Source organism: Enterobacter adelaidei (genome assembly GCF_041937165.1).
GTDB lineage: Bacteria > Pseudomonadota > Gammaproteobacteria > Enterobacterales > Enterobacteriaceae > Enterobacter > Enterobacter adelaidei.
Genome location: NZ_CP154353.1, coordinates 2,315,183 through 2,337,606, shown reverse-complemented (window position 1 = coordinate 2,337,606; position 22,424 = coordinate 2,315,183). Strand labels below are relative to the sequence as shown.

Below are 22,424 nucleotides of genomic sequence, written 5' to 3'. Positions count from 1 at the left end.
GAAACAAGACATGCTTAGTTTCATAAATCGAGCAAATGGAGTTTCTATGGATCGCGTTATTGCCGCTCAGGTCTACAACCGGATATGCGAGCTGGGAAGTTTGAGCGCGGCGGCCCGCGCGCTGGGGATTTCCCGACCGATGGTGAGCCGCTACCTTGAACAAATGGAGAAGTGGGCGGGAACACGGCTGGTTAATCGCTCAACGCGCAAGTTAACCCTGACCGCGGCAGGGGAAAAGGTGCTGCAAAAAACACGGACACTCTCGCAGATCTCGCAGGAAATCGAAGGTCAGTCAGAGAAAGATCTGCCGTCTGGCACGTTGCGGGTGGCCTGCGCCCATTTTACCTCTATGCACCTCATTGCGCCGGTACTGCCCGGTCTGCTTTCGCGCTATCCGCAACTGCGCATCGAGCTGGATGTGAACAACCACCCGGTCAGCCTGGTGGGAGAGCGCATTGATGTCGCCGTGCGCATTACGGATAACCCTGAACCGGGCATGATTGCCCGTCGGCTGGGAGAATGTCGCTCGGTTCTCTGTGCCTCACCCGATTATCTTGCACTGCACGGAACGCCCGTCAGCCCCGAAGAATTAGCACAGCATAACTGCCTGCACTACAGCTTTTTCGCCGGGCAGTCCTGGCACTTTTTGACCCCGGAAGGTGAAAACCTGAGCGTGGCCGTCAGCGGCAACCTGAGCGCCAGCATCTCTTCGCTGTTGATGGATGCGGCGATAAAGCATTGTGGTATTGCGATGCTGCCGGAGCGTGAAGCGTCTTCCGCGCTGGACCAGGGCTTACTGGTGCCGGTGCTGAGCGCGCTGGAGCCGAAACCGCTTGCCATCCATGGCATTTATCAGTCCCGGGAATATCAGCCAGCTGCACTGCGCGTGTTTCTCGATGAACTGGCCGGTTATCTGGCATGATAGCCGCGAACGCTCTTGATTACTTTGCCTTTAGCCAGGGCGTGGCGGTGCTCCAGAAAATAATATCGGCCCCGAGGTACTGTTCTGCGAACTGGTCAAACTCGGCTTTGGTAAAGGGCTTACCGGTCTGCGGATTTTTATAGGTCAGGGTCGGCTCCTGAACCGCCATGGCGATGAGCGGCAGCGTGTGTTTATTTTTATGGAAGAAGGGATAGGCGTTCTTCATGTGGGCCTTGCGGTTGGGAACAATGTCCGGTCCACCCAGGCCGATATTGTTAGCGCTGGCATACGCAAACAGACGCCCCATGTAGTTGTGGTCATTATCCCACTCGCACGGCCAGAAGTTCACATATTGCACAACGTGTGATTTCTGAAAAGCCTTTCGCGCAAAGGCGAGGTTTTCCATTTCACCCGCGAAATAGCTGTCGCAGGTAAATCCGGCCGGCGGATTTTTTTCGTCGATATCAATGGCGGTTTCCGGCAGGTTTACCCCGTATACCTCGCCATCAAAGCGTTTCGCCAGGGCGGCCAGCAGCGCCTGGTAGCGCTGGCGCACGGCAGGATCCCACTGACGCGCCACCCATCCTGAACCGACTGGCTTTCCTTCGCCGGGGTTATCGAACTGCGGTGCAATCCCGCCACCATATTGCTTATCGTGCATCAGATAATCCGGCACGTAGCGGGCATTAGGCTCAAAGAAACGATCCTGAATCTGGATGAAGAGCTTTTTCCTGGCAGTCTTAAGACGCGCCAGATCCTGCTCAATGCGCGAGAAGTCATACTTGTTCTTCTCGGGTTCAAGCAAGCGCCAGTTGTAAACAATCTGCACGCCGCCGATGTCGCTTCGCGCAACAAGCGGAAACGCCGCATCGAGATCGCCGGAGCTGGTATAGATAAAGTTCTCCGGCGTTTTCGCCAGTGAAGACAGCGATAGAGCCAGTGTGGTTACGGCAACGGCCATCCTGATTTTTAGCGCCATATCATTATCCTTTTTGTTGGTGCAGCAGGTGAAAGTCCTGGAAAAGTCTGTGTTCCAGGGTGGGTCAGATGCGTAGTCTATACTTAACCCTTTGTAAGCCAAAAGGAGAGCAAGAATGACTATTCATAAGCACGGTTCGGCACACTGGTCTGGCGACATTAAGCGCGGAAAAGGAACGGTTTCCACCGAGAGCGGCGTTCTCAATCAACAGCCTTATGGTTTCAATACCCGCTTTGAGGGCGAAAAGGGGACCAACCCCGAAGAGCTGATTGGCGCAGCACATGCGGCCTGTTTTTCGATGGCACTGTCGCTGATGCTTGGCGAAGCGGGCTATACCGCCGATTCCATTGATACCACCGCGGACGTCTCTCTGGATAAAACCGACGGCGGCTTTGCTATCACGAAGGTTGCCCTGAAAAGTAAGGTGACCGTCCCGGGCATCGCCCCTCAGCAGTTCGATGGCATTATTCAGAAAGCGAAAGCGGGCTGCCCGGTATCGCAGCTCCTGAAAGCCGAGATTACGCTCGACTATAAGCTTAACTAAGTCCCAGCCGGGTTCGCGCCCGGCTCTTCCTCTCGCGCGTTCCTGGCGCTGGATTTACAGGGACGGGGGATCCGCAAATCTAATCCAGATTCCGCCAGCAGCGAACGTTCCGGCCCTTATGTGAGGGCTGTAACGGTTGCGGATGTTCACATCCCTCCATTGCCATCGGGCAGCGATCACGGAAAAAACAGCCAACCGGCAAATGACGGTTTCCGGGAAGTTCAGTCTTACGCAGCGCCAGCCCCTCATCCAGCGGTTGACCCGTTCTGGGAACGGAGTCAAGCAGCAGCCGGGTGTAAGGATGGCGCGGCTCCCCCAACACCTGTGCGGCACTGCCCAGTTCAACAATCTGACCCAGGTACATTACTGCCACGCGGTCGCTCATATGCCTGACCACCGAAACGTTATGGGAGATCAAAACAAAGGTCAGATTACACTGCTGTTGCAGTTTTACCAGCAGGTTGAGGATTTGCGCCTGCACCGAGATATCCAGCGCGCTGGTGGGTTCATCGAGCACTATAATATCCGGATCGGACGATAGCGCCCGGGCGATGGCAATGCGCTGACGTTGTCCACCGGAAAAGGCGTGCGGGAGTCGGTCGAGATACTCCGGGCGAATACCTACCAGCAGTGCCAGGTTTTCAGCCAGCTGGCGGCGCTCGCGCTCGCTGCTGCGTTTTTGCACCCACACCGGCTCGGTGATAATGCGCCAGACCGGTAGACGCGGGTCGAGTGAGGAGAGCGGGTCCTGGAAAACCATCTGCATGCCGCCCGCGTGCTGTGTCCGCTGGCAGGCGCCGGTGCTGGGTTTAAGCATACCCATTAATAGCTGAGCCAAGGTGCTTTTCCCGCAGCCGGACTCACCGACTATACCCAGTGTTTCTCCCCGGCGGATCTGTAAATCAAGCCCGTTGAGGGCATGTACCTGTTCCGTTACGCGGCCAAGCCAGTTTTTGCGTGCCGGAAAATTCACGTACACGCTATCCAGTTCCAGCAGTACATCAGACATGGTGTTGCTCCCGTTGTGGATACCAGCAGGCAGCCTGTTGGCCTTCTGCTCCATTGGGTTGTAAGCGCGGTGTTTCACTGCATTTCGCCCCGGCGGCAAAGCAACGCTCGCGGAAAGCGCATCCTTGCGGAAGCTGGCTGAGGTTGGGTACTGTGCCGGGGATCGCCGGAAGCATGTCGCGCGGCTGACCATTTTCCGGTGCACACTGCAACAGACCAATAGAATAAGGGTGTACGGGATGGTGGATCAGCGTTTGCGTGGATCCGCTTTCTATCACGCTACCCGCGTACATCACATACATGCGATCGCAGAGTTGCGACACCACGGCCATATCGTGGCTAATAAACAGCACCGAGGTGCCGCTGGCGCGTGCTTTGTGTTTCAGTAGCCGGAGCACCTGTAACTGAACGGTGACATCCAGTGCCGTGGTGGGTTCGTCGGCGATGATAAGTTCAGGCTCGCAGGAGAAGGCAAGGGCGATCATCACCCGCTGGCGCATGCCGCCTGATAGCTCGAACGGATAGCGTTCCATGACCTGTTTCGCGTCCGGGATTTGCATCTCCTCCAGCAGAGTAATCGCCTTCTGCTGCGCCTCACCCCGCGAAAGCGGCTGGTGCTGGCGGATCACCTCCACCATCTGTTTGCCAATCCGCCGCGTCGGGTTGAGTGCAGTCATCGGCTCCTGAAAAATCATCGCCACTTTAGCGCCTCGCCACTGGCGAAGCTGTTGCTCGGATGCCGTCAGGACATTTTCACCCAATAGCCTCACCTGACCGTGATGAATATGGTAGCTGCCTTCCGGCAGCAGGCGCATAGCCAGCATGGCGGTAACCGATTTTCCCGAACCCGACTCACCAACAACGCCAACGATTTCACCTCGTTTGATCTCCAGCGAGACGTTGTTGAGGGCATGGACCTCACCGCGAAAAATCGGGAAGCTCAGATGTAAATCTTCAATGGTTAATACCGATTCGGTCATGACTGTTTCCCTCCCGATTTCGGATCCAGCAGATCGCGGATACCGTCACCAAACAGATTAAAGCCCACGGCAGTAATCAAAATGGCTGCACCAGGAAAGGCACAGTACCACCACTGGTCGAGGACGTAGTTACGGCCAACGGCCACCATTGCGCCCCATTCGGCGGTCGGTTGCTGAGCACCCAAACCAATAAAGCCCAGCGTGGCGGCCATCAGAATGGCGCTACCGATATCCAGTGAGGCCTGCACAATCAGCGGTGGCAGGGCATTGCGCAGGATATGCCAGCGGATTAAATGCCAGCGCGATGCGCCAAACGTGCGGGCGGCCTGGACATAGGTAAACTGGCGCACCACCAGCGTTTGTCCGCGCGCCAGGCGGACGTAAAACGGAATGCGGACAATCGCAATCGCCAGCATGGCGTTAAAGAGGCTCGGGCCCAGCGCGGCTGCCAGCGCCATGGTGAGTACCAGGGAGGGAATAGAGAGCATAATGTCCATCACCCGCATGATGATGGCGTCGCCGCGCCCGCCCAGAACACCGGACAAACAGCCCAGCAGCGAGCCAATCCCTCCTGCAATGACCACAACGGCCAGCCCGGCGGTAATGGATTGCTGACTGCCCGTCAGTACGCGGCTGAACAGATCGCGGCCCACCTCGTCAGTGCCAAACCAGTGTTGCGCCGACGGTGCCTGCAGGCGGGCGGTCAGATCCAGCGCGTTCGGGTCGTGCGGCACTATCCACGGTGAGGTCACCATCAGAAGCAGCATGGCGATCATAATGACGCCACCGACGATCGTGAGCGGGCTTTGACGCAGCATCCAGAAGAGCTTTGCCCAGTTGATGCGTTGTCTCACGGTTTTAACCGGTACGGGCGTTTCCTGCGTTAACATCATTCGGCACCTCCGCGCCCGATTCGCGGGTCGATCCACAGGTAAAGCAGATCGACCACCAGATTAACCAGCACGTAGGCCAGCGAGACGACGACCGCGAAGCCCATCACCGCCGGGAAATCCAGCGCCTGGATGGACGTCACCACCCAGGCCCCCATTCCGGGCCAGGCGAAGACGGTCTCGGTGAGCACGGCACCGTAAAGCAGATCGCCCAGAGCCAGCCCAAGTACGGTAATTGACGGGATCATGGCGTTTGGTAAGGCATAGCGCAGCACGATGTACCAGCCTGGCAACCCGCTGGCGCGGGCGGTACGAATGTAATCCTCGCTCAACTGCTCAAGCATGGCCGAGCGTACCTGCCGCGCCACAATGCCCAGATGCACAAACGCCAGCGTCAGTGAGGGTAAAATCAGATGCTGCAGGGTGTTCAAAAACACCTCTGCGTTGCCTTCCAGCAGGGAATCGATCAGATAAAACCCGGTGACATGAGCTGGCGGGTCAAGCCAGTCGTCCAGCCGACCGCCACCGGGAAGAATTTGCAGATGACCATAGAACAGCACAATGACGCCCAGCCCGAGCCAGAATGCGGGGGTGGAGATCCCGGTCATTGCCATCAAACGCACCAGATGATCCAGCCAGCGGTTACGATACACCGCCGATAAAATCCCCAGCGGCACGCCAATCACCAGGGCCAGCAGCAGGGAACAAAAAGCCAGTTCCAGCGTGGCGGGGAAAAAGGCTTTCAGGTCTTCCGCGACCGGGCGTCCGGTACGGATGGACGTCCCTAAATCACCGTGGGCGAGAGCCTCCACGTAGCGACCAAACTGGATGTACAGCGGTTGGTCCAGCCCCAGTTGCTGGCGGATGCCTTGTACAATTTCGTCGCTGGCACGGTCACCGGCCAGCAGACGGGCCGGATCGCCGGGGATCATGTGTGAAATAATAAAAGTAATAATACAGACACCGGCCACCACCAGGAGTAACCCCCAGCAGCGCTGGCGCACAATGCTCCAGAACGTCATACACTTTCCCCCGGCGAGAACCGTTACTTACTCATGGTGGCGATGTTAAACACCTGCTCGAGCATAGGATTAAAGGTGAAGCCTTTAACGTCTTTGTTCATCGCCAGCTGGTAATTCTTCTGGAACAGATAAACGTACGCGGCTTCGTCGATCACCACTTTTTGCGCCTGCTGGTAGTCTTTGGTGCGCTCCGCCTGATCGGTGGTTTTCAGCGCGGCCTGCAGCAGTGAATCAACCTCTTTGTTCTCATAGAACGAACGGTTGCCTGGCAGCCCTTTTTTGTCCGACTCGAACCAGTAGTTCATGAACATATACGGGTCGGCAAAGTCCGGGCTCCAGTTGCCGATGGCAATGTCATAATCACCTTTACCGACACGGTCGCGCATGGTGGCGTTTGCCAGTTTTTCCAGCTTGACGTTAATGCCGAGTTTGCCGAGGCTGGCCTGGGTGGAGAGGGCGATAGGCTCCCAGTTCGGGTCGTTGTCCGAGTAGAGGAAGGTCAGGCTGGCCGGTTTGTCTTTCACCTTCTCCAGCGCGGCTTTGGCTTTGGCCTCGTCAAAACTGTACTGCATGGCCGTCGCGTCAAAGCCCCACATGCCGTCCGGGATCGGGCCACGCATCTGCTTGCCATTGCCGCTCAGAATGCCTTTCACCATTCCCTGATAATCCGTCGCCCAGGAGACAGCCCGGCGTAAATCCACCTGATTGAGCGGTGCCTTACTGTTGTTAAGATACAGGTAGGTCACGCGCAAAGAAGGGTATTCTGCGACGGCCACTTTGCCTTCCTGTTTCAGTGCGGCCAGCTGATCAACCGGCAGAGAGTCAGCAATATCCAGATCGCCACGGGAAAGCTGCAGTCGGCGGGAGGCGCTCTCACCGATTATTTTCACGGACACGCGTTTAAAGTGCGGTTTATCACCCTGCCAGTGGGGATTTGGCACCAGTACCAGTTGCTGACCTTTCTGCCAGCTTTTCAGCATAAACGGGCCTGATCCAGCGGTGTTTTGCGCCAGAAAACCGCGCGCATCGTCCGCCGCATTGGCTTTCAACACCGCCGGGTTAATGATGGAGGCACCGTCGTTCGCCAGCGTGTAGAGGAACGGGGCAAACGGCTGACTGAGCGTGAATTTCACCGTATGGTCATCAACGGCATCAATTTTCAGGTCTTTCGGGAAGGCTTCAGACGGCCCCTGGCTGAGCTTCAGCAGGCGTTCGAACGAGAGCTTGACCGCTTCGGCGGTGACCGGCGTGCCGTCGGAGAATTTCGCATTGTCCGTCAGGGTAAAGGTCCACTCTTTTTGGTCGTCGGAGGCTTTCCATCCTGTTGACAGATCGCCTTCCACTTCGGTTGTACCGGGCTTGTATTTCACCAGTCGTTGATAGGACGGATAGGTGACGGTCCAGTCGTTGTTATCAATCGTTACGGCAGGATCGAGCGTTTGCGGGTCAGCTGCTTTACCGATCACCAGCATGTCTTTCGGGACGGCAGCCAGCGCCAGCGGGGCGCTCAGTGCCAGCGTGGCGGCAATTACGGTCGTGAGAAGCGTTGTTTTCATGGCAGTGCTCCAGGTTTAAAGAGGGGTGTGCGTCAATGGAAAACAGGCAAAACGGTCGTCAAGCAGCGGATAGCTGGCGGCATTCGGCAGTTCGAAATGCCACCATTCGCTGCTGATCCCCACAAAACCGCCGCCGAACATGATGGCGTTCAGCAGCAGACGGTTGCGCTGGGCGTGCGGTGGCACGGAGGGATGATACGGATGCGAGCGGTCATGCATTTCGTCAAAACCGGCACCCATATCCAGCACGGTGTTATGTTCATCCATCAGCGTGACGTCGATAGCCGTACCGCGGCTGTGATTGGAGCCAATCGCCACATCCACCACATATTCCGGGTTCGGGCAGGCATCCCACAGCTGGGCCTGCGCCTGTTGCGGTCGATAGGCGTCGTACACCACCAGTTTCAACCCGGCCAGCGTGGCAATACCGATGGCTTTCGCGAGTGCGGTGGCAGCGTCGGTATGCAGCAGGCACTGTGCTTCCTGATAGATCGGGCGGCCAGTGATGTTGTCGGCGGTGGCGTACTTCAGATCGATGTGCAGCGTGGGAAACGCTTTCGCCACATCAATCAGTTCACTCTCTTCGGGCATAGCTCCGCTCCTTTAGCGTTCGAATTGGCCAAACTCTTGTTGTAATTGTCGGTTTACGGCCAGGCGCGCCGGAAGGGCGTCACCTAACGCTTCCACCACGCCCGACAGCAGCAGGTTGAACAGACAGCTCACGGGGGCAAGTGAATCCCAGAAATGGCCGGTATCGGTTTTCACTTGCAGTAAATCAATCGGATAATCGCGTGCCCACGGACACCAGATATCAGTGATCAAGGCCAGGGGGATCTGTTTCTCACTCGCCACACGACAGTACTGCCGAGCGACAGCGGAGTAGGTACGGGTATCTGTCAGCACCACATAGGGATGAGAAAACCCTGAGTTCAGAGATTCAACCCAGCTCCCGGATGCCCCCTCGGAATAGCTGACGCCCGGGCGGAGATACTCGAGGTGGCTGAAGAAAGCGTTGGCGATCCCGCGCGTCGACTGGATTCCCAGCACAAAAACGGCCTCCGCGTGAGCCAACTGATGCACCACCTGGCGGAAGGTGTCCGTTTGCGCCAACTGATACACCTGCGTTATGGCATCCACTTCCAGCGACAAAGCGTGCTGAAGGCGATTGGGCAGGGGGCGCTGCTGCTGCCAGGAGTCCAGACGCTCATTCATGCCCCAGGGCTGGTAAGGGTCGCGCAGGCTTTTCTTGGCGTCTTCCAGGTTACGATACCCCAGCTTGCGCAGAAAGCGTCCGACGGTGATGCCGCTGGTACCGGTCGCCAGACCGACGCTCTCTGCCGTTTCAAACGGAATTTGCGCGGTGTGCGCCAGTAGCCAGCTGCCAACCCGTTTTTCGCTGGGCGTCAGTTGGCTGAAGGTCGCTTCGATACGGCTCAACATCTCGGGTTTTGTCGTCATACCGCCTCGCTGTTAACAGGCTGTCAGTCGCCAGAATTGTGTTACTTGATTAACAATGCATGACGCGTGCCAGAGTCACAGGGCAGTGAGAACCTGCTGCGACGCAAACTTCATGCAATATTTAATTAACCAATGATCAACATTTGTGCAGCCTAGTTCACTTTTGGTGCACTGGCTGAGCGGGCAGGTATGAATTTGTTGAATACGTCAGCTTCTTCACATTTTTGATAAGATATAAACACAGTGAAAATAAAAGGGATCCCGGCATGGCGAATTTGTCCTGGCGTGTGAGCATGCGCCTGATGGCTCTCGCAAAAAAAATAGCGATGGTAGCGGGGATCGTCCTGGTCGTGCTGCTTGCTGTGCGGGTGTATCTGTCTCAGCAGGGCCCGGAACTGCACCTCTGGCATACCTGGCGGGCAGATGAGATGTCCGTGCGCGAGCTGGACAAAGCCGATTTTGCCAGGTATCAGGCCCGGGAAAAGGCGATTTTCACCGATCTGGATAACGCGGTGACGGCGAAAACAGCGGGCGAGGAACAAACCCCGTTAAACCGTTATTACCGCCAGAGCCTGGTATGGCCCGGTCAGTTTTCACCAGATGCCAACCGTTCATTGGTGCTGATGCCTGCCGGAAAGCCGCGCGGTGCGGTGGTGTTGCTGCACGGATTGACGGACTCACCTTACAGCGTAAGACACCTGGCTTTGCATTATCAGCAGCACGGGTTTGTGGCAGTGGTACCGCGGCTACCCGGACACGGCACCGCGCCCGGCGCGCTGACGGACGTTGACTGGGAGATGTGGCTGGCGGCAACGCGCCTTGCCGTGCGGGAAGCCACGCGTCTGGCGGGAGAGAGTGCGCCACTCCATCTGGTGGGGTACTCCAACGGCGGGGCGCTGGCGATGAAATATACCCTCGATGCGCTTGACGCGCCTGCGCTTCGTAAACCGCAGCAGGTGATGCTGCTCTCACCGATGATCGGCGTGACGGCTTTTGCGCGCTTTGCCGGTTTCGCCGGGCTACCGGCGCTGCTGCCGGCGTTTGCCAAAGCGGCGTGGCTGAATATCGCGCCGGAATATAATCCGTATAAATACAACTCGTTCCCGGTAAATGCTGCCCGCCAGTCGTGGCTGTTGACGAAGACCCTTCAGGAGCAGATTGGCCGCGCGGCGCGGGAACACAAACTGGGGCAGTTGCCGCCTGTTCTGGCGTTTCAGTCAGTGATGGATTCCACGGTCAGTACCCGCGCGGTGGTAACCGGGTTATTTGATCAGCTTCCGGCGAACGGCAGTGAACTGGTCATGTTTGATATCAACCAGGCGGCTAGTTTCCGTCCTTTGTTTAAGCCGTCATCCTGGACGGCGGCCTCGTCGCTGCTGCCCGTCGAACAGAGACGTTACAGTGTCACGATTATCACCAATGCCAGCGAGCACAGTTTCTCGACGGTGGCGAAAATAACCCCGGCAGGCAGCACCCATGAGACAGTCGTACCGCTTGCGCAGTCCTGGCCGCAGGATGTCTACTCCCTGTCGCATATTGCCGTGCCGTTCCCGCCGGATGACGATCTGTATGGCCGCGAACCTGGCGTGAAAAACCACTATGGCATTAGCCTGGGGACGATTGCGCTCTGGGGAGAAACGTCCGTGTTGAGCGTCGGAAAAGAGGCGCTTATGCGAGTCACCTCGAACCCGTTCTACGACTACATGCTGGAGAGGATCGACGTCCGGATCGGGGATCAATAACCGTAAAGAACCCTTGTGGCGTGAATATGTTAGGTAGCACTGATTAATTATGATAAACAGTAGGTTCAAGGCACCTTTCTCTCTCATTGGAACCCGCTCTTGTGCTGACAACGCTCATTTATCGAAGCCAGTTGAATTTATCCCACCCGTCCACCGAACTGCGGGAGCTGGTGGAGCGGGCCAGGGGCCGCAACACAAAACTGGATATTACCGGCGTCCTCCTGGCTAAAGGGAGTGATGTTATGCAAATCCTAGAAGGGTCGGAAGAGAGTGTGGTCAAATTGTTCCACACCATCCGTGAGGATAAACGGCACAGTGGTGTGGTTGAACTGATGCGGGACTACGGCCCGCGCAGACGGTTCGAAAATGTCGGTATGCTGCTCTTCGACCTGCAGATCCAGTCGGCGAAAGACGTGCTACAGTCGGTACTGCGTTACAGCAAGCTGGACAGCTATCTCGCCTCTGATGATCGGGTATTCAAATTTATCCAGAGGTTTATTACAGATCAGCGACCGTCCTCGTCTGGGGAACGTTACGACCCGACAAAATGGACGCTCTCACCGGAGACATTACCGTTTGGTGATAGCCTGGGCCTGCTGGCTAACCAATCTTGCCAGTTTGCGCTCCAGCCCATTGTTGAGCCCTCCGAAGGGAAGATTAGTTCACTTGAAGCCCTCATTCGCGGTAATGATGGCGGCAGTCCGGAGCATTTTTTCAGCTCCCTCGACCCGGACAAAATCTACGAAATTGACCTTCAGACGAAAGCCTATGCCTTTGCGCTGGCTGAAAAGCTCGGTATTGGTAACCATAAAATTGCGGTAAATCTGTTACCGATGTCGCTGGTCAATGTTCCTGGCGCCGTGGCATTTCTGGCGGATCAAATTAAAAAACACGGGCTTAAACCGGAGCAGGTTGTCATTGAAGTCACTGAAAACGAGATGATTTCCGGCTTCAACCAGTTTAATAGCGCCATTAAACAACTTCGTGCTGAAGGCATTGGCCTGGCGATTGACGATTTTGGTTCCGGCTATGCGGGGCTTTCGCTGCTGACCCGGTTCCAGCCGGATAAAATTAAAATTGACCGGGAAATTGTCAGCAATATTCATCTTAGCGGCCCGAAACAGGCGATCGTGCGCTCGATTGTCAGCTGTTGCTCCGACCTCGAAATCACCCTGGTGGCGGAAGGGATCGAGAAAATGGAGGAGTGGTGCTGGCTTGAATCAGCCGGGATCCGCCGTTTCCAGGGCTTTCTGTTTGCCCGTCCACAGCTTAATGGCGTAGGCGATATTCACTGGCCGCATCTGGTGCGTTAAGCCAATTTTCCACCCTCGTTATTTCCCCTTTTCCTGACCTGTGCTTAAATAGCTAAAACGGTTTAACAATGTTTAGCTAAGAGGATCACATGAAAAAAATCTGGGTACTTGGCGATGCGGTAGTGGATTTGCTGCCTGACGGCGAAGGCAGATTACTGCAGTGTCCCGGCGGTGCACCGGCAAACGTCGCCGTCGGTATAGCCCGGCTGGGCGGTCGAAGCGCCTTTATCGGCAGAGTTGGCGATGACCCGTTCGGGCGTTTTATGTCTAAGACATTAGCCGACGAGCGAGTCGACGTGAAGTATATGCGCCTGGACCCGGCGCATCGTACCTCTACGGTGGTGGTGGATCTGGATGACCACGGCGAACGCTCGTTTACCTTCATGGTGCGCCCGAGTGCCGATCTGTTTCTGGAAACGGCCGATCTGCCGAGCTTCAGCGCCGGGGAGTGGCTGCATGTCTGTTCCATCGCGTTGAGCGCAGAGCCAAGCCGTTCTGCGACCTTTAGAGCGATGGCCTCCATCCGGGAAGCGGGTGGTTACGTCAGTTTCGATCCCAATATTCGCCCGGACCTCTGGCAGGATGAGAACGAACTTCGCTGCTGTCTCGAACGCGCTCTGCAGGGTGCAGACGTGGTGAAACTTTCTCTCGAAGAGCTGGCCTTTTTCACTGGCGAAACGCAGGTGGAGACCGGTCTGGATAAACTCATGAATCGCTGCCCGGCACATCTGGTGCTGGTTACACAGGGTAAAGAGGGCGTCATCGCATGGCATGAGGGCACCGTGAAACACTATCCGGCCACGCCTGTGAAATGTGTTGATACGACCGGCGCAGGCGATGCCTTTGTGGCGGGGCTGCTTTACGGGCTGGCCGCCGGTCAGCCGTTGACGTCCGTTATCGCTTTAGCTCAGCGCTGCGGTGCGTTAGCCACCACGGCAAAAGGAGCCATGACGGCTCTGCCATATCAGCACGCCCTGTAATTCCTCCCATTGCTGGCCGCCGTCCGGCGGCCTGAATTGTCGCCTCGATCACACTTACTAAAACGGTTTAGCAAAAAAGATTGCCGATCCAAAATTCAGAGGTTTAGTATCAGCAACCTAAACCGGTTTAGCAATTTAGCACGTTTAATGACTTCTTTTAGGGATGCGACAAAATGTATAAAAAACGCAGACTTGCCGTGATGATAGGCATGCTGGCCGGAAGTACCTCTGTTTTTGCCCAAACGGATATGACAAGCATCGAAGCGCGACTTGCGGCGATGGAACAGCGTCTTCAGGACGCGGAGACGCGCGCACAGGTTGCTGAGAAACGCGCGACGGATGCAGAACAAAAAACGCAGCAACTGGTTGCGGCTCAGCAGCAGGCGCAAACGACAACTCAGGAAGTGGCTCAACGCACCACCGCGCTGGAGAAAAAAGCGGACCAAAGCGGTGGGTTTGAGTTCCACGGCTATGCCCGTTCTGGCCTGCTGATGAACGATGCGGCCTCCAGCAGCAAAAGTGGCCCTTATCTGACACCAGCCGGGGAAACGGGCGGAGCAGTAGGGCGTCTGGGTAACGAAGCCGACACTTACGTTGAGCTGAACCTGGAGCATAAACAAATCCTGGATAACGGGGCGACCACGCGCTTCAAAGCGATGCTGGCCGACGGTCAGCGAACCTATAACGACTGGTCAGCCGATACCAGCGATCTCAATATTCGTCAGGCCTTTGCGGAGCTGGGCAACTTGCCTGATTTCACCGGTGCGCTGAAGGGCAGTACCTTCTGGGCGGGTAAACGCTTTGACCGCGACAACTTTGATATTCACTGGTTGGATTCCGACGTCGTGTTCCTTGCCGGTACCGGTGGCGGTGTGTATGACGTGAAATGGAACGATTCGCTGCGCAGTAACTTCTCTATTTACGGCCGCAACTTCGGCAGCGTGGAGCAGACCGACAATAACGTTCAGAACTATATCCTCAGCATGAACCACTTCGCCGGACCGTTCCAGCTGATGGTAAGCGGCCTGCGGGCGAAAGATAACGACGACCGTAAAGACACCAACGGCGATCTCATCAAAACTGACGCCGCCAATACCGGCGTTCATGCTCTGGTCGGGTTGCACAATGAGAGTTTCTACGGCCTGCGGGAAGGGACAGCCAAAACGGCGCTGCTGTACGGTCACGGGCTGGGTGCGGAAGTGAAAAGCATCGGTTCCGATGGCGCACTGCTGTCTGAGGCGGATACCTGGCGCTTTGCAAGTTACGGTGTCACGCCGATTGGCGGGGGCTGGAGCGTTGCGCCTGCTGTCCTGGCGCAAAGCAGTAAAGATCGTTACGTCAAGGGCGATAGCTATGAGTGGGTGACGCTCAACACCCGCCTGATTAAAGAGGTGACGCAGAACTTCGCCCTGGCGTTTGAGGGAAGCTATCAGTACATGGATTTAAACCCGGAAGGCTATAAGGACCGCAACGCCGTCAACGGCAGTTTCTACAAGCTGACCTTTGCGCCAACGTTAAAAGCGAGCAAAATCGGCGATTTCTTCAGCCGTCCGGAGCTGCGCCTGTTTGCCACCTGGATGGACTGGAGCAGCAAACTGGATCATTACGCCAGCGATGATGCCTTTGGCAGCAGCGGTTTCAACGCAGGCGGGGAATGGAACTTTGGGGTCCAGATGGAAACCTGGTTTTAACCCATCACGCTCCCGCCTGGCGGGGGCGTTTCGCACATCATAAAAAGAAGTCAGGCAGAGGTATCTATGGATTTTAATCAAATCGCCCGCGAGCTTATTCCGCTGCTCGGTGGCAAGGAAAATATCGCCAGCGCGGCGCATTGCGCAACGCGTCTTCGTCTGGTGCTGGTCGATGACGCGCTGGCAGATCAGCAGGCTATCGGCAAGGTCGAGGGCGTGAAAGGCTGTTTCCGTAACGCCGGGCAGATGCAGGTAATTTTTGGCACGGGCGTGGTCAACAAGGTTTACGCTGCGTTTATTCAGGCGGCGGGGATTAGCGAATCCAGTAAATCTGAAGCCGCGGATCTGGCGGCGCGCAAGCTGAACCCGTTCCAGCGTATTGCCCGTCTGCTTTCCAATATCTTTGTCCCGATCATTCCTGCGATTGTGGCGTCCGGCCTGCTGATGGGCCTGCTCGGTATGGTGAAAACCTACGGCTGGGTCAATGCGGATAACGCCATCTACATCATGCTGGACATGTGCAGCTCGGCGGCGTTTATCATTCTGCCTATTCTGATTGGTTTTACCGCCGCGCGGGAATTTGGCGGTAACCCGTATCTCGGCGCGACGCTGGGCGGCATTCTGACGCACCCGGCGCTGACCAACGCCTGGGGCGTGGCGTCGGGCTTCCACACCATGAATTTCTTCGGCCTTGAGATCGCGATGATTGGCTACCAGGGCACCGTATTCCCGGTGCTGCTCGCCGTCTGGTTTATGAGCATCGTGGAGAAAAACCTGCGCCGCGCGATCCCGGATGCGTTAGACCTGATCCTGACGCCGTTCCTCACGGTCGTTATCTCCGGCTTTATCGCCTTGCTGATTATCGGTCCGGCGGGGCGTGCGCTGGGTGACGGTATCTCCTTTATCCTGAGTACGTTAATTGAACATGCGGGCTGGCTGGCCGGGCTGCTGTTCGGCGGGCTTTACTCGGTGATTGTGATCACCGGTATTCACCACAGCTTCCACGCGATTGAAGCCGGGCTGCTGGGTAACCCGTCGATTGGCGTTAACTTCCTGCTGCCAATCTGGGCGATGGCAAACGTGGCGCAGGGCGGCGCCTGTCTGGCGGTGTGGTTCAAAACCAAAGATGCCAAAATCAAAGCCATTACCCTGCCGTCGGCGTTCTCTGCCATGCTCGGTATTACTGAAGCGGCTATTTTTGGTATCAACCTGCGTTTCGTAAAACCGTTTATTGCTGCATTGATTGGCGGCGCGGTGGGCGGAGCCTGGGTGGTCTCAGTCCATGTTTACATGACCGCCGTGGGGTTGACCGCGATTCCGGGCATGGCCATCGTGCAGGCAAGCTCTCTGCTCAACTATATTATCGGCATGGTGATTGCCTTCGGCGTGGCGTTTACCGTCTCGCTGCTGCTGAAATATAAAACGGACTCTGAATAATGACGTTACCTTCCCGCTGGCCTGCGATCCTGCAGGCCGTTATGACAGGTCAGCCGCGGGCGCTGGCGGATAGCCACTACCCGCAGTGGCACCCCGCGCCGGTGACGGGGCTGATGAACGACCCCAACGGGTTTATCTGGTTTGCCGGGCGTTATCATCTGTTTTATCAGTGGAACCCGCTGGACTGCGAACATCGGTTTAAATGCTGGGGGCACTGGAGCTCTGAGGATCTGCTGCACTGGCAGCATGAGCCGCTGGCGCTGATGCCCGACGAAGAGTATGACCGCAACGGCTGCTACTCCGGTAGCGCCGTGGATAACGAGGGTGTTTTGACCCTGTGTTACACCGGCAACGTCAAATTCGATGACGGCAACCGCACCGCCTGGCAGTGTCTGGCCGTGGAACAACCGGACGGCAGCTTTAAGAAACTCGGACCTGTGCTTGCGCTACCGGAAGGTTACACCGGTCACGTGCGTGACCCGAAGGTGTGGCAGCACAATGGGGAGTGGTACATGGTGCTGGGCGCGCAGGATCTGCAAAAACGCGGCAGAGTGCTGCTGTTCAAATCCGCTGATTTGCACACCTGGGCGTCCTGCGGTGAGATCGCCGGTCACGGCGTTAACGGCCTGACGGACGCAGGGTATATGTGGGAGTGCCCCGATCTGTTTGCCCTCGACGGGACGCATGTACTGATCTGCTGTCCGCAGGGGCTGGCGCGCGAGCCTCATCGCTATCTCAACACCTATCCGGCCGCATGGATGAGCGGGGCGTTTGACTATGCAAACGCCGCATTCGATCACGGCGATCTGCACGAGCTGGACGCCGGATTTGAGTTTTACGCGCCGCAAACGACGCTGGCGGAAGACGGTCGGCGCATTCTGATCGGCTGGATGGGCGTGCCGGACGGAGAAGAGATGCTTCAGCCAACGCGAACGCATGGCTGGATGCACCAGATGACCTGTCCGCGCGAATTACGCTACCACGACGGCAAGCTCTGGCAGACCCCGGTTCGTGAACTGGAAGCGCTGCGTGAAGGTGAACAACGCTGGCAGGGGATCGCCAGTGATGCGCCAGAACTGGATGCGACGCGTCTGGAGTTTGAACTGAGTACATCGCGCGTGGAAGTCGATTTCGGCGGAACCTTGCGTCTCACGGTCGATGAGCAGGGGCTGCGTCTGGAACGCGCCAGTCTGAAAACCGGTGAAACGTTGACCCGCTACTGGCTGGGGGACGTCAGCCATTTACGCGTTCTGTGCGACCGCTCCAGCGTTGAAATTTTCATCAATCACGGCGAAGGAGTGATGAGCAGCCGCTATTTTCCTGACCATCCGGCCCGGGTACGATTCGAAGGTGCGTCCGACATCACATTACGCTACTGGTCGCTGCGCGCCTGCATGATAGAATGAGGGTTTTGGCAGCCGGATCTAAGTCGTTGTGAGAAAAACAAAACGCGTCACCATTAAAGACATCGCGGAACTGGCGGGGGTATCAAAAGCCACCGCCAGCCTGGTTCTGAACGGACGCAGCAAAGAGCTGCGCGTAGCGGAAGAGACGCGTGAACGCGTGCTGGCGATTGCCAAAGAGCACCACTATCAGCCCAGCATTCATGCCCGCTCGCTGCGTGATAACCGTAGCCACACCATTGGCCTGGTGGTTCCTGAAATTACCAACTACGGTTTTGCCGTGTTTTCTCACGAGCTGGAGACGCTGTGCCGTGAGGCTGGCGTTCAGCTGCTGATCTCCTGTAGCGATGAAAACCCGGGGCAGGAGACGGTAGTGGTGAACAACATGGTGGCGCGTCAGGTGGACGGGCTGATTGTGGCTTCCAGCATGCTTAACGATGCGGACTACCACAAGCTGAGCGAGCAATTGCCCGTGGTCCTTTTTGACCGCCACATCAACGACAGCGCGCTGCCGCTGGTGATCACCGATTCCATTACCCCGACGACGGAACTGGTGGCTGACATTGCGCGTCAGCATCCTGATGAGTTTTACTTCCTCGGCGGTCAACCGCGCCTTTCCCCGACGCGCGACCGCCTGGAAGGGTTTAAGCAAGGTTTGCGTGAAGCCAATGTGACGCTGCGCCCCGAGTGGATCATTCACGGCAACTATCATCCAAGTTCCGGATACGAGATGTTCGCTGAACTTTGTGCCCGCCTGGGGCGTCCGCCGAAAGCGCTTTTCACCGCCGCCTGCGGTCTGCTGGAAGGGGTGTTGCGCTATATGGGTCAACATAACCTGTTGCATAGCGATATCAGGTTAGCCAGTTTTGACGATCACTACCTCTACGATTCGCTGACGATCCCTGTCGATACCATTCGTCAGGATAACCGCCAATTGGCCTGGCACTGCTTTGATTTGATTAGCAAATTGATCGAAGGGGAGACACCTCAGCCCTTGCAGCGCAAGCTGGATGCCACCCTGCAACGACGCTATAAGCCAGCAGTATAGCTCTGCCCGATACATCAATAACTTTAATTAATTTAAGTTTTGGATGCGCCGATAACCATAAGGAATAATTCTCCTTGAGGTATTGGTCTATGTCGTTAAAAAAGTCGTCCCTGATTGTCCTGTTCTCACTGCTTTTCTTCTTTGTTGTCAGCACCGTTACCAGCGTTGGCCTCATCATTAAAAGTAATAATTCCCTGGATAATGTGAACAAAGAGATCCAGGTTGTGCTGTCGATTATTGACCCCATCAACCACAGCCGCACCCTGCGCGTTCGGGTGATGGAGTATGTGAAGATGGTGGAAGCGGGCAACTCTGCGGACGAGTCTGCGAAGCTGGCCGCAGTGAAAGAGGCGCTGACCAAAGCGGACCACGCCTTTGCTGCCTTTATGGATTCACCGCGTCTGACGGATGAAGCGCCGCTGGTGACTGCCTATCAGGATGCCTGGCAAAACTACCGCAACCAGGGACTGGTACCGCTGATCAATGCTGCCGAAGCGCACGATGTTGCCAAATTTAACGCCCTGATCCCGGACGTGTCCCGCCTCGACCGCCAGTACGAGATCGTTCTCGACCAGGTGCTTTCCGTCCACCAGAAATACGCCAAAAGCCTGAACGAAGATGCGAGCAGCAACTTCGTCTCCGGCCTGGTGATGATTGCTGCTATCACCTGCCTGTTTGTGGTGGTGATTGTCGCAGTCAGCCTGCTGATGAAGCGCTTTGTGTTTGCCCCGGTAAACCTGGCACGCGAACACTGCAGCCAGATTGCGGCAGGTAAGCTGGACATCCCGGTGCCGGTGAAGGGACGCTCTGGCAACGAAATCGACCATCTTATGAGTTCGATGGAGCAGATGCGCCAGGCGCTGCTTGCGACCATCGCCCAGGTGCGCGATGCGAGCCATACCGTGACCCACGCAGCGCAAGAGATTGCCTCCGGGAATATTGACCTGGCGTCACGTACCGAACAGCAGGCGTCCGCGTTGACCCAGACGGCGGCCAGCATGGAAGAACTGAGCGCAACCGTGGCGAACAATACCGATAACGTCTATCAGGCCGGAAAACTGGTGCAGGACGCGGTGAAAAATGCCCATACCGGTGAAGCGGTGACCCGTGAAGTCATCGACACCATGAATACCATCGCGGCGAACTCGAAGCGCATCGAAGACATTACCAGCGTTATCAACAGCATCGCCTTCCAGACCAATATTCTGGCGCTCAATGCGGCAGTTGAAGCGGCGCGCGCCGGTACGCAGGGACGCGGTTTCGCGGTTGTGGCCAGTGAAGTTCGCACCCTGGCACAGAAAAGCGCAGTGGCGGCTAAGGACATCGAGAGCCTGATTGCGCAGTCGGTTTCCAGCGTGAAAAACGGTGCCGAGCTGGTGAACCGTTCGGGCGAGGTGATCGATTCCATTATCGGTTCTGTTAATAAAGTGAATACGCTGATGGAGCAGATCTCCGTCGCCTCTGAAGAGCAGAGCCGTGGGATCAGCCAGGTCGGACAGGCGGTAACCGAGATGGATGGCGTAACCCAGCAGAACGCCGCGCTGGTGCAGCAGTCCGCAGCGGCCGCGGCATCGCTGGAAGAGCAGGCGCAGCAGCTTTCGAGAAGTATTTCGAGTTTTAGTTTGCCGGTGCAGGCTTGATTGAATGGATGGAGGCTCCTGAGGGAGCCTTTTTTGTGAGTATAACGTGTCACTATAAGCCATACAGAAGCTTATTTCGGATATATAGTAGTTATCAATGCAGCATAAATAACTATTTTTTTACGGGGTTACTTATCATTTTGCAAGATAATAGAAGATTGGTAATAAATACTTTTAGATACTGCTAATTGTAATGAGAAATCAAGAGCATATCTGATTCATTAAGAATTTATTGTGAATAGTTGCCTTGTTCTCGACTTATCTGCTATTAATAATTAGAACTGCTTCAAAAAATGGCAAAAGCTTGTTTCGAATATATTCTAGCTCTCAAGTTGGGGGTTGTAAGATGGCTATAGATATTGTTTCGGAGGAGTTGAGTTTTTTTAAGTCTGCTACTACACGAATGCGCTGGTTGGTAAACAGTACGGTGCTCATATCTGCTTTAATCATGGTGCATATTTATCTTGCAAACTTTAGCTTACAGGACCAGCAACTTGAGGGTGTTGTTTATAATCGTTTTATAAATCAATTGGTTAATTACAGGCAGTGCCAAGGGGAGATATTTGTTGAGCTTGTCAAACATCCAGACAGTAGCATGGAAAAAAGGGAGAAGATCAAAAATGAAATTATAAAAAACTTTTCTGATTGTAGGGTCTTGTCCTCAAAGTTACGCGACTATTTATTCTTAACGCCACTTATGGATATCATAAAACAGTACTCCAGACTGGAGTATCAAGTTCAATCAAACGAACATACGTTGGCGAGTGAAAGTCTTCCTACCCGAACGATTCCCTTGCTTAATATGAATATTCCTGCAAATGATTTTGTTATTATAATGGCTATCTTGTCTATGTTTATAGTAATAGGTATTTGGATGAATCTGCGAGGTATTCATGCAGCTCTTTCGTCGCTATGTAGTCATGGTAATATTGATGTTCTTAAGGTTGCTCAATTAAATACCGTGTTTCTGACTTATTCTGAAGTGGGTGGTAATAGATTTGCTAGACAGGTCCGTGCACTTTCTATGTGGCTTCCATTTATCTCTATTGTATCTGCAACAATTGTTGGGTATTGGCCAATATTACACACCCGTTTTGGGAATGACGGTAACAGAATTGGTTATGACTATTACTTTGGGTCCGATGTAGTGATAGCAGTTTTCTTGGGATTATCCATAGTTATATCGTGTATGCATTGCTGGATTGCAATAAAATGCTATAAGGAGATTTCGGGGATTGACTCAATATTCGAAAGGACATTAATGCAAACCCACCATAATTAAAAAAGGCTTCGATCCCATTTTTTATTTTTCTAGCAATATTTCCCTCCCTCATTCGTCTACCTCATCACAAGCCATAATCAGTTACTGTAAACGAGGTACACACCATGAGAGATTTTGATATGCACGAAAGAGGTCACGGACGCGGATTCGGTCGCCACCGTATGGGCAAGGGTTTAGTCATCGGCGCAGTGATCTTCGTTGCACTCGGCCTGCTGGTAATGTCCCTGTGGAACGCCTTGCTTCCGGCGATCCTCGGCGTGAAAGCCATCGGGTTCTGGCAGGCGCTGGGCATACTGGTGCTGAGCCGCATTCTGTTTGGCGGGCTGGGTTTCCGTCCCGGGATGTTTGGTGCACACCGCCGGATGCACGAGCGCTGGATAAACATGACCCCCGAACAGCGCGAGGCGTTTATTCAGCAGCGTCGCGAAGGGTTTGGTCGCCACGGGCGCGGTCACTGCGGCTGGCACGGCCATCGTGACGATAAGCGCGATGACAACGCGCCAAAAACGCCGGAAGCAGAGTGAGCGAA

Annotated in this window: 20 protein-coding genes; 12 read left to right on the top strand and 8 right to left on the bottom strand. The window is 55.5% G+C overall.

From position 1 onward, the window contains the following. The first annotated feature begins 46 nt into the window (after positions 1–46). Positions 47–922 (top strand): LysR family transcriptional regulator, encoded by an 876-nt coding sequence (locus tag AAHF05_RS11365; protein WP_049006488.1) that lies wholly within the window; start codon positions 47–49, stop codon positions 920–922. A gap of 19 nt (positions 923–941) precedes the next feature. Here AAHF05_RS11365 and AAHF05_RS11360 read toward each other — a convergent pair whose 3' ends face one another. Next, the gene (locus AAHF05_RS11360) at positions 942–1,901 is read right to left on the bottom strand and encodes a hypothetical protein (protein WP_049006486.1); all 960 of its coding nucleotides are present in this window, start codon (positions 1,899–1,901) and stop codon (positions 942–944) included. Positions 1,902–2,016: 115 nt separating this feature from the next. Between AAHF05_RS11360 and AAHF05_RS11355 the strand changes: the two genes are divergently transcribed. Continuing rightward, the gene (locus AAHF05_RS11355; protein ID WP_023311893.1) at positions 2,017–2,445 is read left to right on the top strand and encodes an OsmC family protein; all 429 of its coding nucleotides are present in this window, start codon (positions 2,017–2,019) and stop codon (positions 2,443–2,445) included. Positions 2,446–2,524: 79 nt separating this feature from the next. On the opposite strand, the gene AAHF05_RS11350 is transcribed toward AAHF05_RS11355, so the two are convergent. The 7 genes from AAHF05_RS11350 to AAHF05_RS11320 are packed head-to-tail and all read right to left on the bottom strand — an operon-like array spanning position 2,525 to position 9,359. Then, on the bottom strand, positions 2,525–3,454 hold the full coding sequence (locus AAHF05_RS11350; protein ID WP_332616561.1) for an ABC transporter ATP-binding protein: 930 nt from the start codon (positions 3,452–3,454) through the stop codon (positions 2,525–2,527). Continuing rightward, positions 3,447–4,433, bottom strand: coding sequence for an ABC transporter ATP-binding protein (locus AAHF05_RS11345; protein WP_028018940.1), 987 nt, complete (start codon positions 4,431–4,433; stop codon positions 3,447–3,449). The genes AAHF05_RS11350 and AAHF05_RS11345 overlap by 8 nt, the downstream gene beginning before the upstream one ends. Further along, complete coding sequence (gene ddpC, locus AAHF05_RS11340) at positions 4,430–5,326, bottom strand: D,D-dipeptide ABC transporter permease (RefSeq protein WP_049006481.1); 897 nt, start codon at positions 5,324–5,326, stop codon at positions 4,430–4,432. Before ddpC ends, AAHF05_RS11345 begins: the two co-directional genes overlap by 4 nt. After that, positions 5,323–6,345 (bottom strand): ABC transporter permease, encoded by a 1,023-nt coding sequence (locus AAHF05_RS11335; protein ID WP_128347677.1) that lies wholly within the window; start codon positions 6,343–6,345, stop codon positions 5,323–5,325. Before AAHF05_RS11335 ends, ddpC begins: the two co-directional genes overlap by 4 nt. Before the next feature lie 23 nt (positions 6,346–6,368). After that, positions 6,369–7,901 carry an ABC transporter substrate-binding protein gene (locus AAHF05_RS11330; RefSeq protein WP_028018943.1) on the bottom strand — a complete coding sequence of 511 codons (1,533 nt, stop codon included), beginning with the start codon at positions 7,899–7,901 and terminating at the stop codon, positions 6,369–6,371. Positions 7,902–7,916: 15 nt separating this feature from the next. Continuing rightward, on the bottom strand, positions 7,917–8,492 hold the full coding sequence (gene ddpX / locus AAHF05_RS11325; protein ID WP_028018944.1) for a D-alanyl-D-alanine dipeptidase: 576 nt from the start codon (positions 8,490–8,492) through the stop codon (positions 7,917–7,919). Between the two features lie 12 nt (positions 8,493–8,504). Then, a complete protein-coding gene (locus tag AAHF05_RS11320) occupies positions 8,505–9,359 on the bottom strand; it encodes a MurR/RpiR family transcriptional regulator (protein ID WP_028018945.1) in 855 nt (284 codons plus the stop codon). 266 nt (positions 9,360–9,625) lie between these two features. Here AAHF05_RS11320 and AAHF05_RS11315 point away from each other — a divergent pair, with 266 nt between their 5' ends. The 10 genes from AAHF05_RS11315 to AAHF05_RS11270 all read left to right on the top strand — a co-directional run bounded on the left by AAHF05_RS11315 (position 9,626) and on the right by AAHF05_RS11270 (position 22,419). Continuing rightward, the gene (locus AAHF05_RS11315) at positions 9,626–11,101 is read left to right on the top strand and encodes an alpha/beta hydrolase (protein ID WP_374936325.1); all 1,476 of its coding nucleotides are present in this window, start codon (positions 9,626–9,628) and stop codon (positions 11,099–11,101) included. A gap of 101 nt (positions 11,102–11,202) precedes the next feature. Continuing rightward, positions 11,203–12,414, top strand: a complete 1,212-nt coding sequence (locus tag AAHF05_RS11310; protein ID WP_129325107.1) for a diguanylate phosphodiesterase — start codon at positions 11,203–11,205, stop codon at positions 12,412–12,414. Between the two features lie 89 nt (positions 12,415–12,503). Further along, positions 12,504–13,394 (top strand): aminoimidazole riboside kinase, encoded by an 891-nt coding sequence (locus AAHF05_RS11305; RefSeq protein WP_129325108.1) that lies wholly within the window; start codon positions 12,504–12,506, stop codon positions 13,392–13,394. 173 nt (positions 13,395–13,567) lie between these two features. Beyond that, positions 13,568–15,085 (top strand): carbohydrate porin, encoded by a 1,518-nt coding sequence (locus tag AAHF05_RS11300; protein WP_129325109.1) that lies wholly within the window; start codon positions 13,568–13,570, stop codon positions 15,083–15,085. A 66-nt stretch (positions 15,086–15,151) separates the two neighbouring features. Beyond that, complete coding sequence (locus AAHF05_RS11295; protein WP_049007660.1) at positions 15,152–16,522, top strand: sucrose-specific PTS transporter subunit IIBC; 1,371 nt, start codon at positions 15,152–15,154, stop codon at positions 16,520–16,522. Further along, positions 16,522–17,928, top strand: coding sequence for a sucrose-6-phosphate hydrolase (locus AAHF05_RS11290; protein WP_374936324.1), 1,407 nt, complete (start codon positions 16,522–16,524; stop codon positions 17,926–17,928). The genes AAHF05_RS11295 and AAHF05_RS11290 overlap by 1 nt, the downstream gene beginning before the upstream one ends. 28 nt (positions 17,929–17,956) lie before the next feature. After that, positions 17,957–18,973, top strand: a complete 1,017-nt coding sequence (locus AAHF05_RS11285; protein ID WP_332616548.1) for a LacI family DNA-binding transcriptional regulator — start codon at positions 17,957–17,959, stop codon at positions 18,971–18,973. A gap of 89 nt (positions 18,974–19,062) precedes the next feature. Then, the gene (locus tag AAHF05_RS11280) at positions 19,063–20,613 is read left to right on the top strand and encodes a methyl-accepting chemotaxis protein (protein ID WP_129325111.1); all 1,551 of its coding nucleotides are present in this window, start codon (positions 19,063–19,065) and stop codon (positions 20,611–20,613) included. Between the two features lie 346 nt (positions 20,614–20,959). Continuing rightward, positions 20,960–21,895, top strand: a complete 936-nt coding sequence (locus AAHF05_RS11275; protein WP_129325112.1) for a hypothetical protein — start codon at positions 20,960–20,962, stop codon at positions 21,893–21,895. Positions 21,896–21,999: 104 nt separating this feature from the next. After that, positions 22,000–22,419 carry a hypothetical protein gene (locus AAHF05_RS11270; RefSeq protein WP_129325113.1) on the top strand — a complete coding sequence of 140 codons (420 nt, stop codon included), beginning with the start codon at positions 22,000–22,002 and terminating at the stop codon, positions 22,417–22,419. The last annotated feature ends 5 nt before the right edge of the window (positions 22,420–22,424 follow it).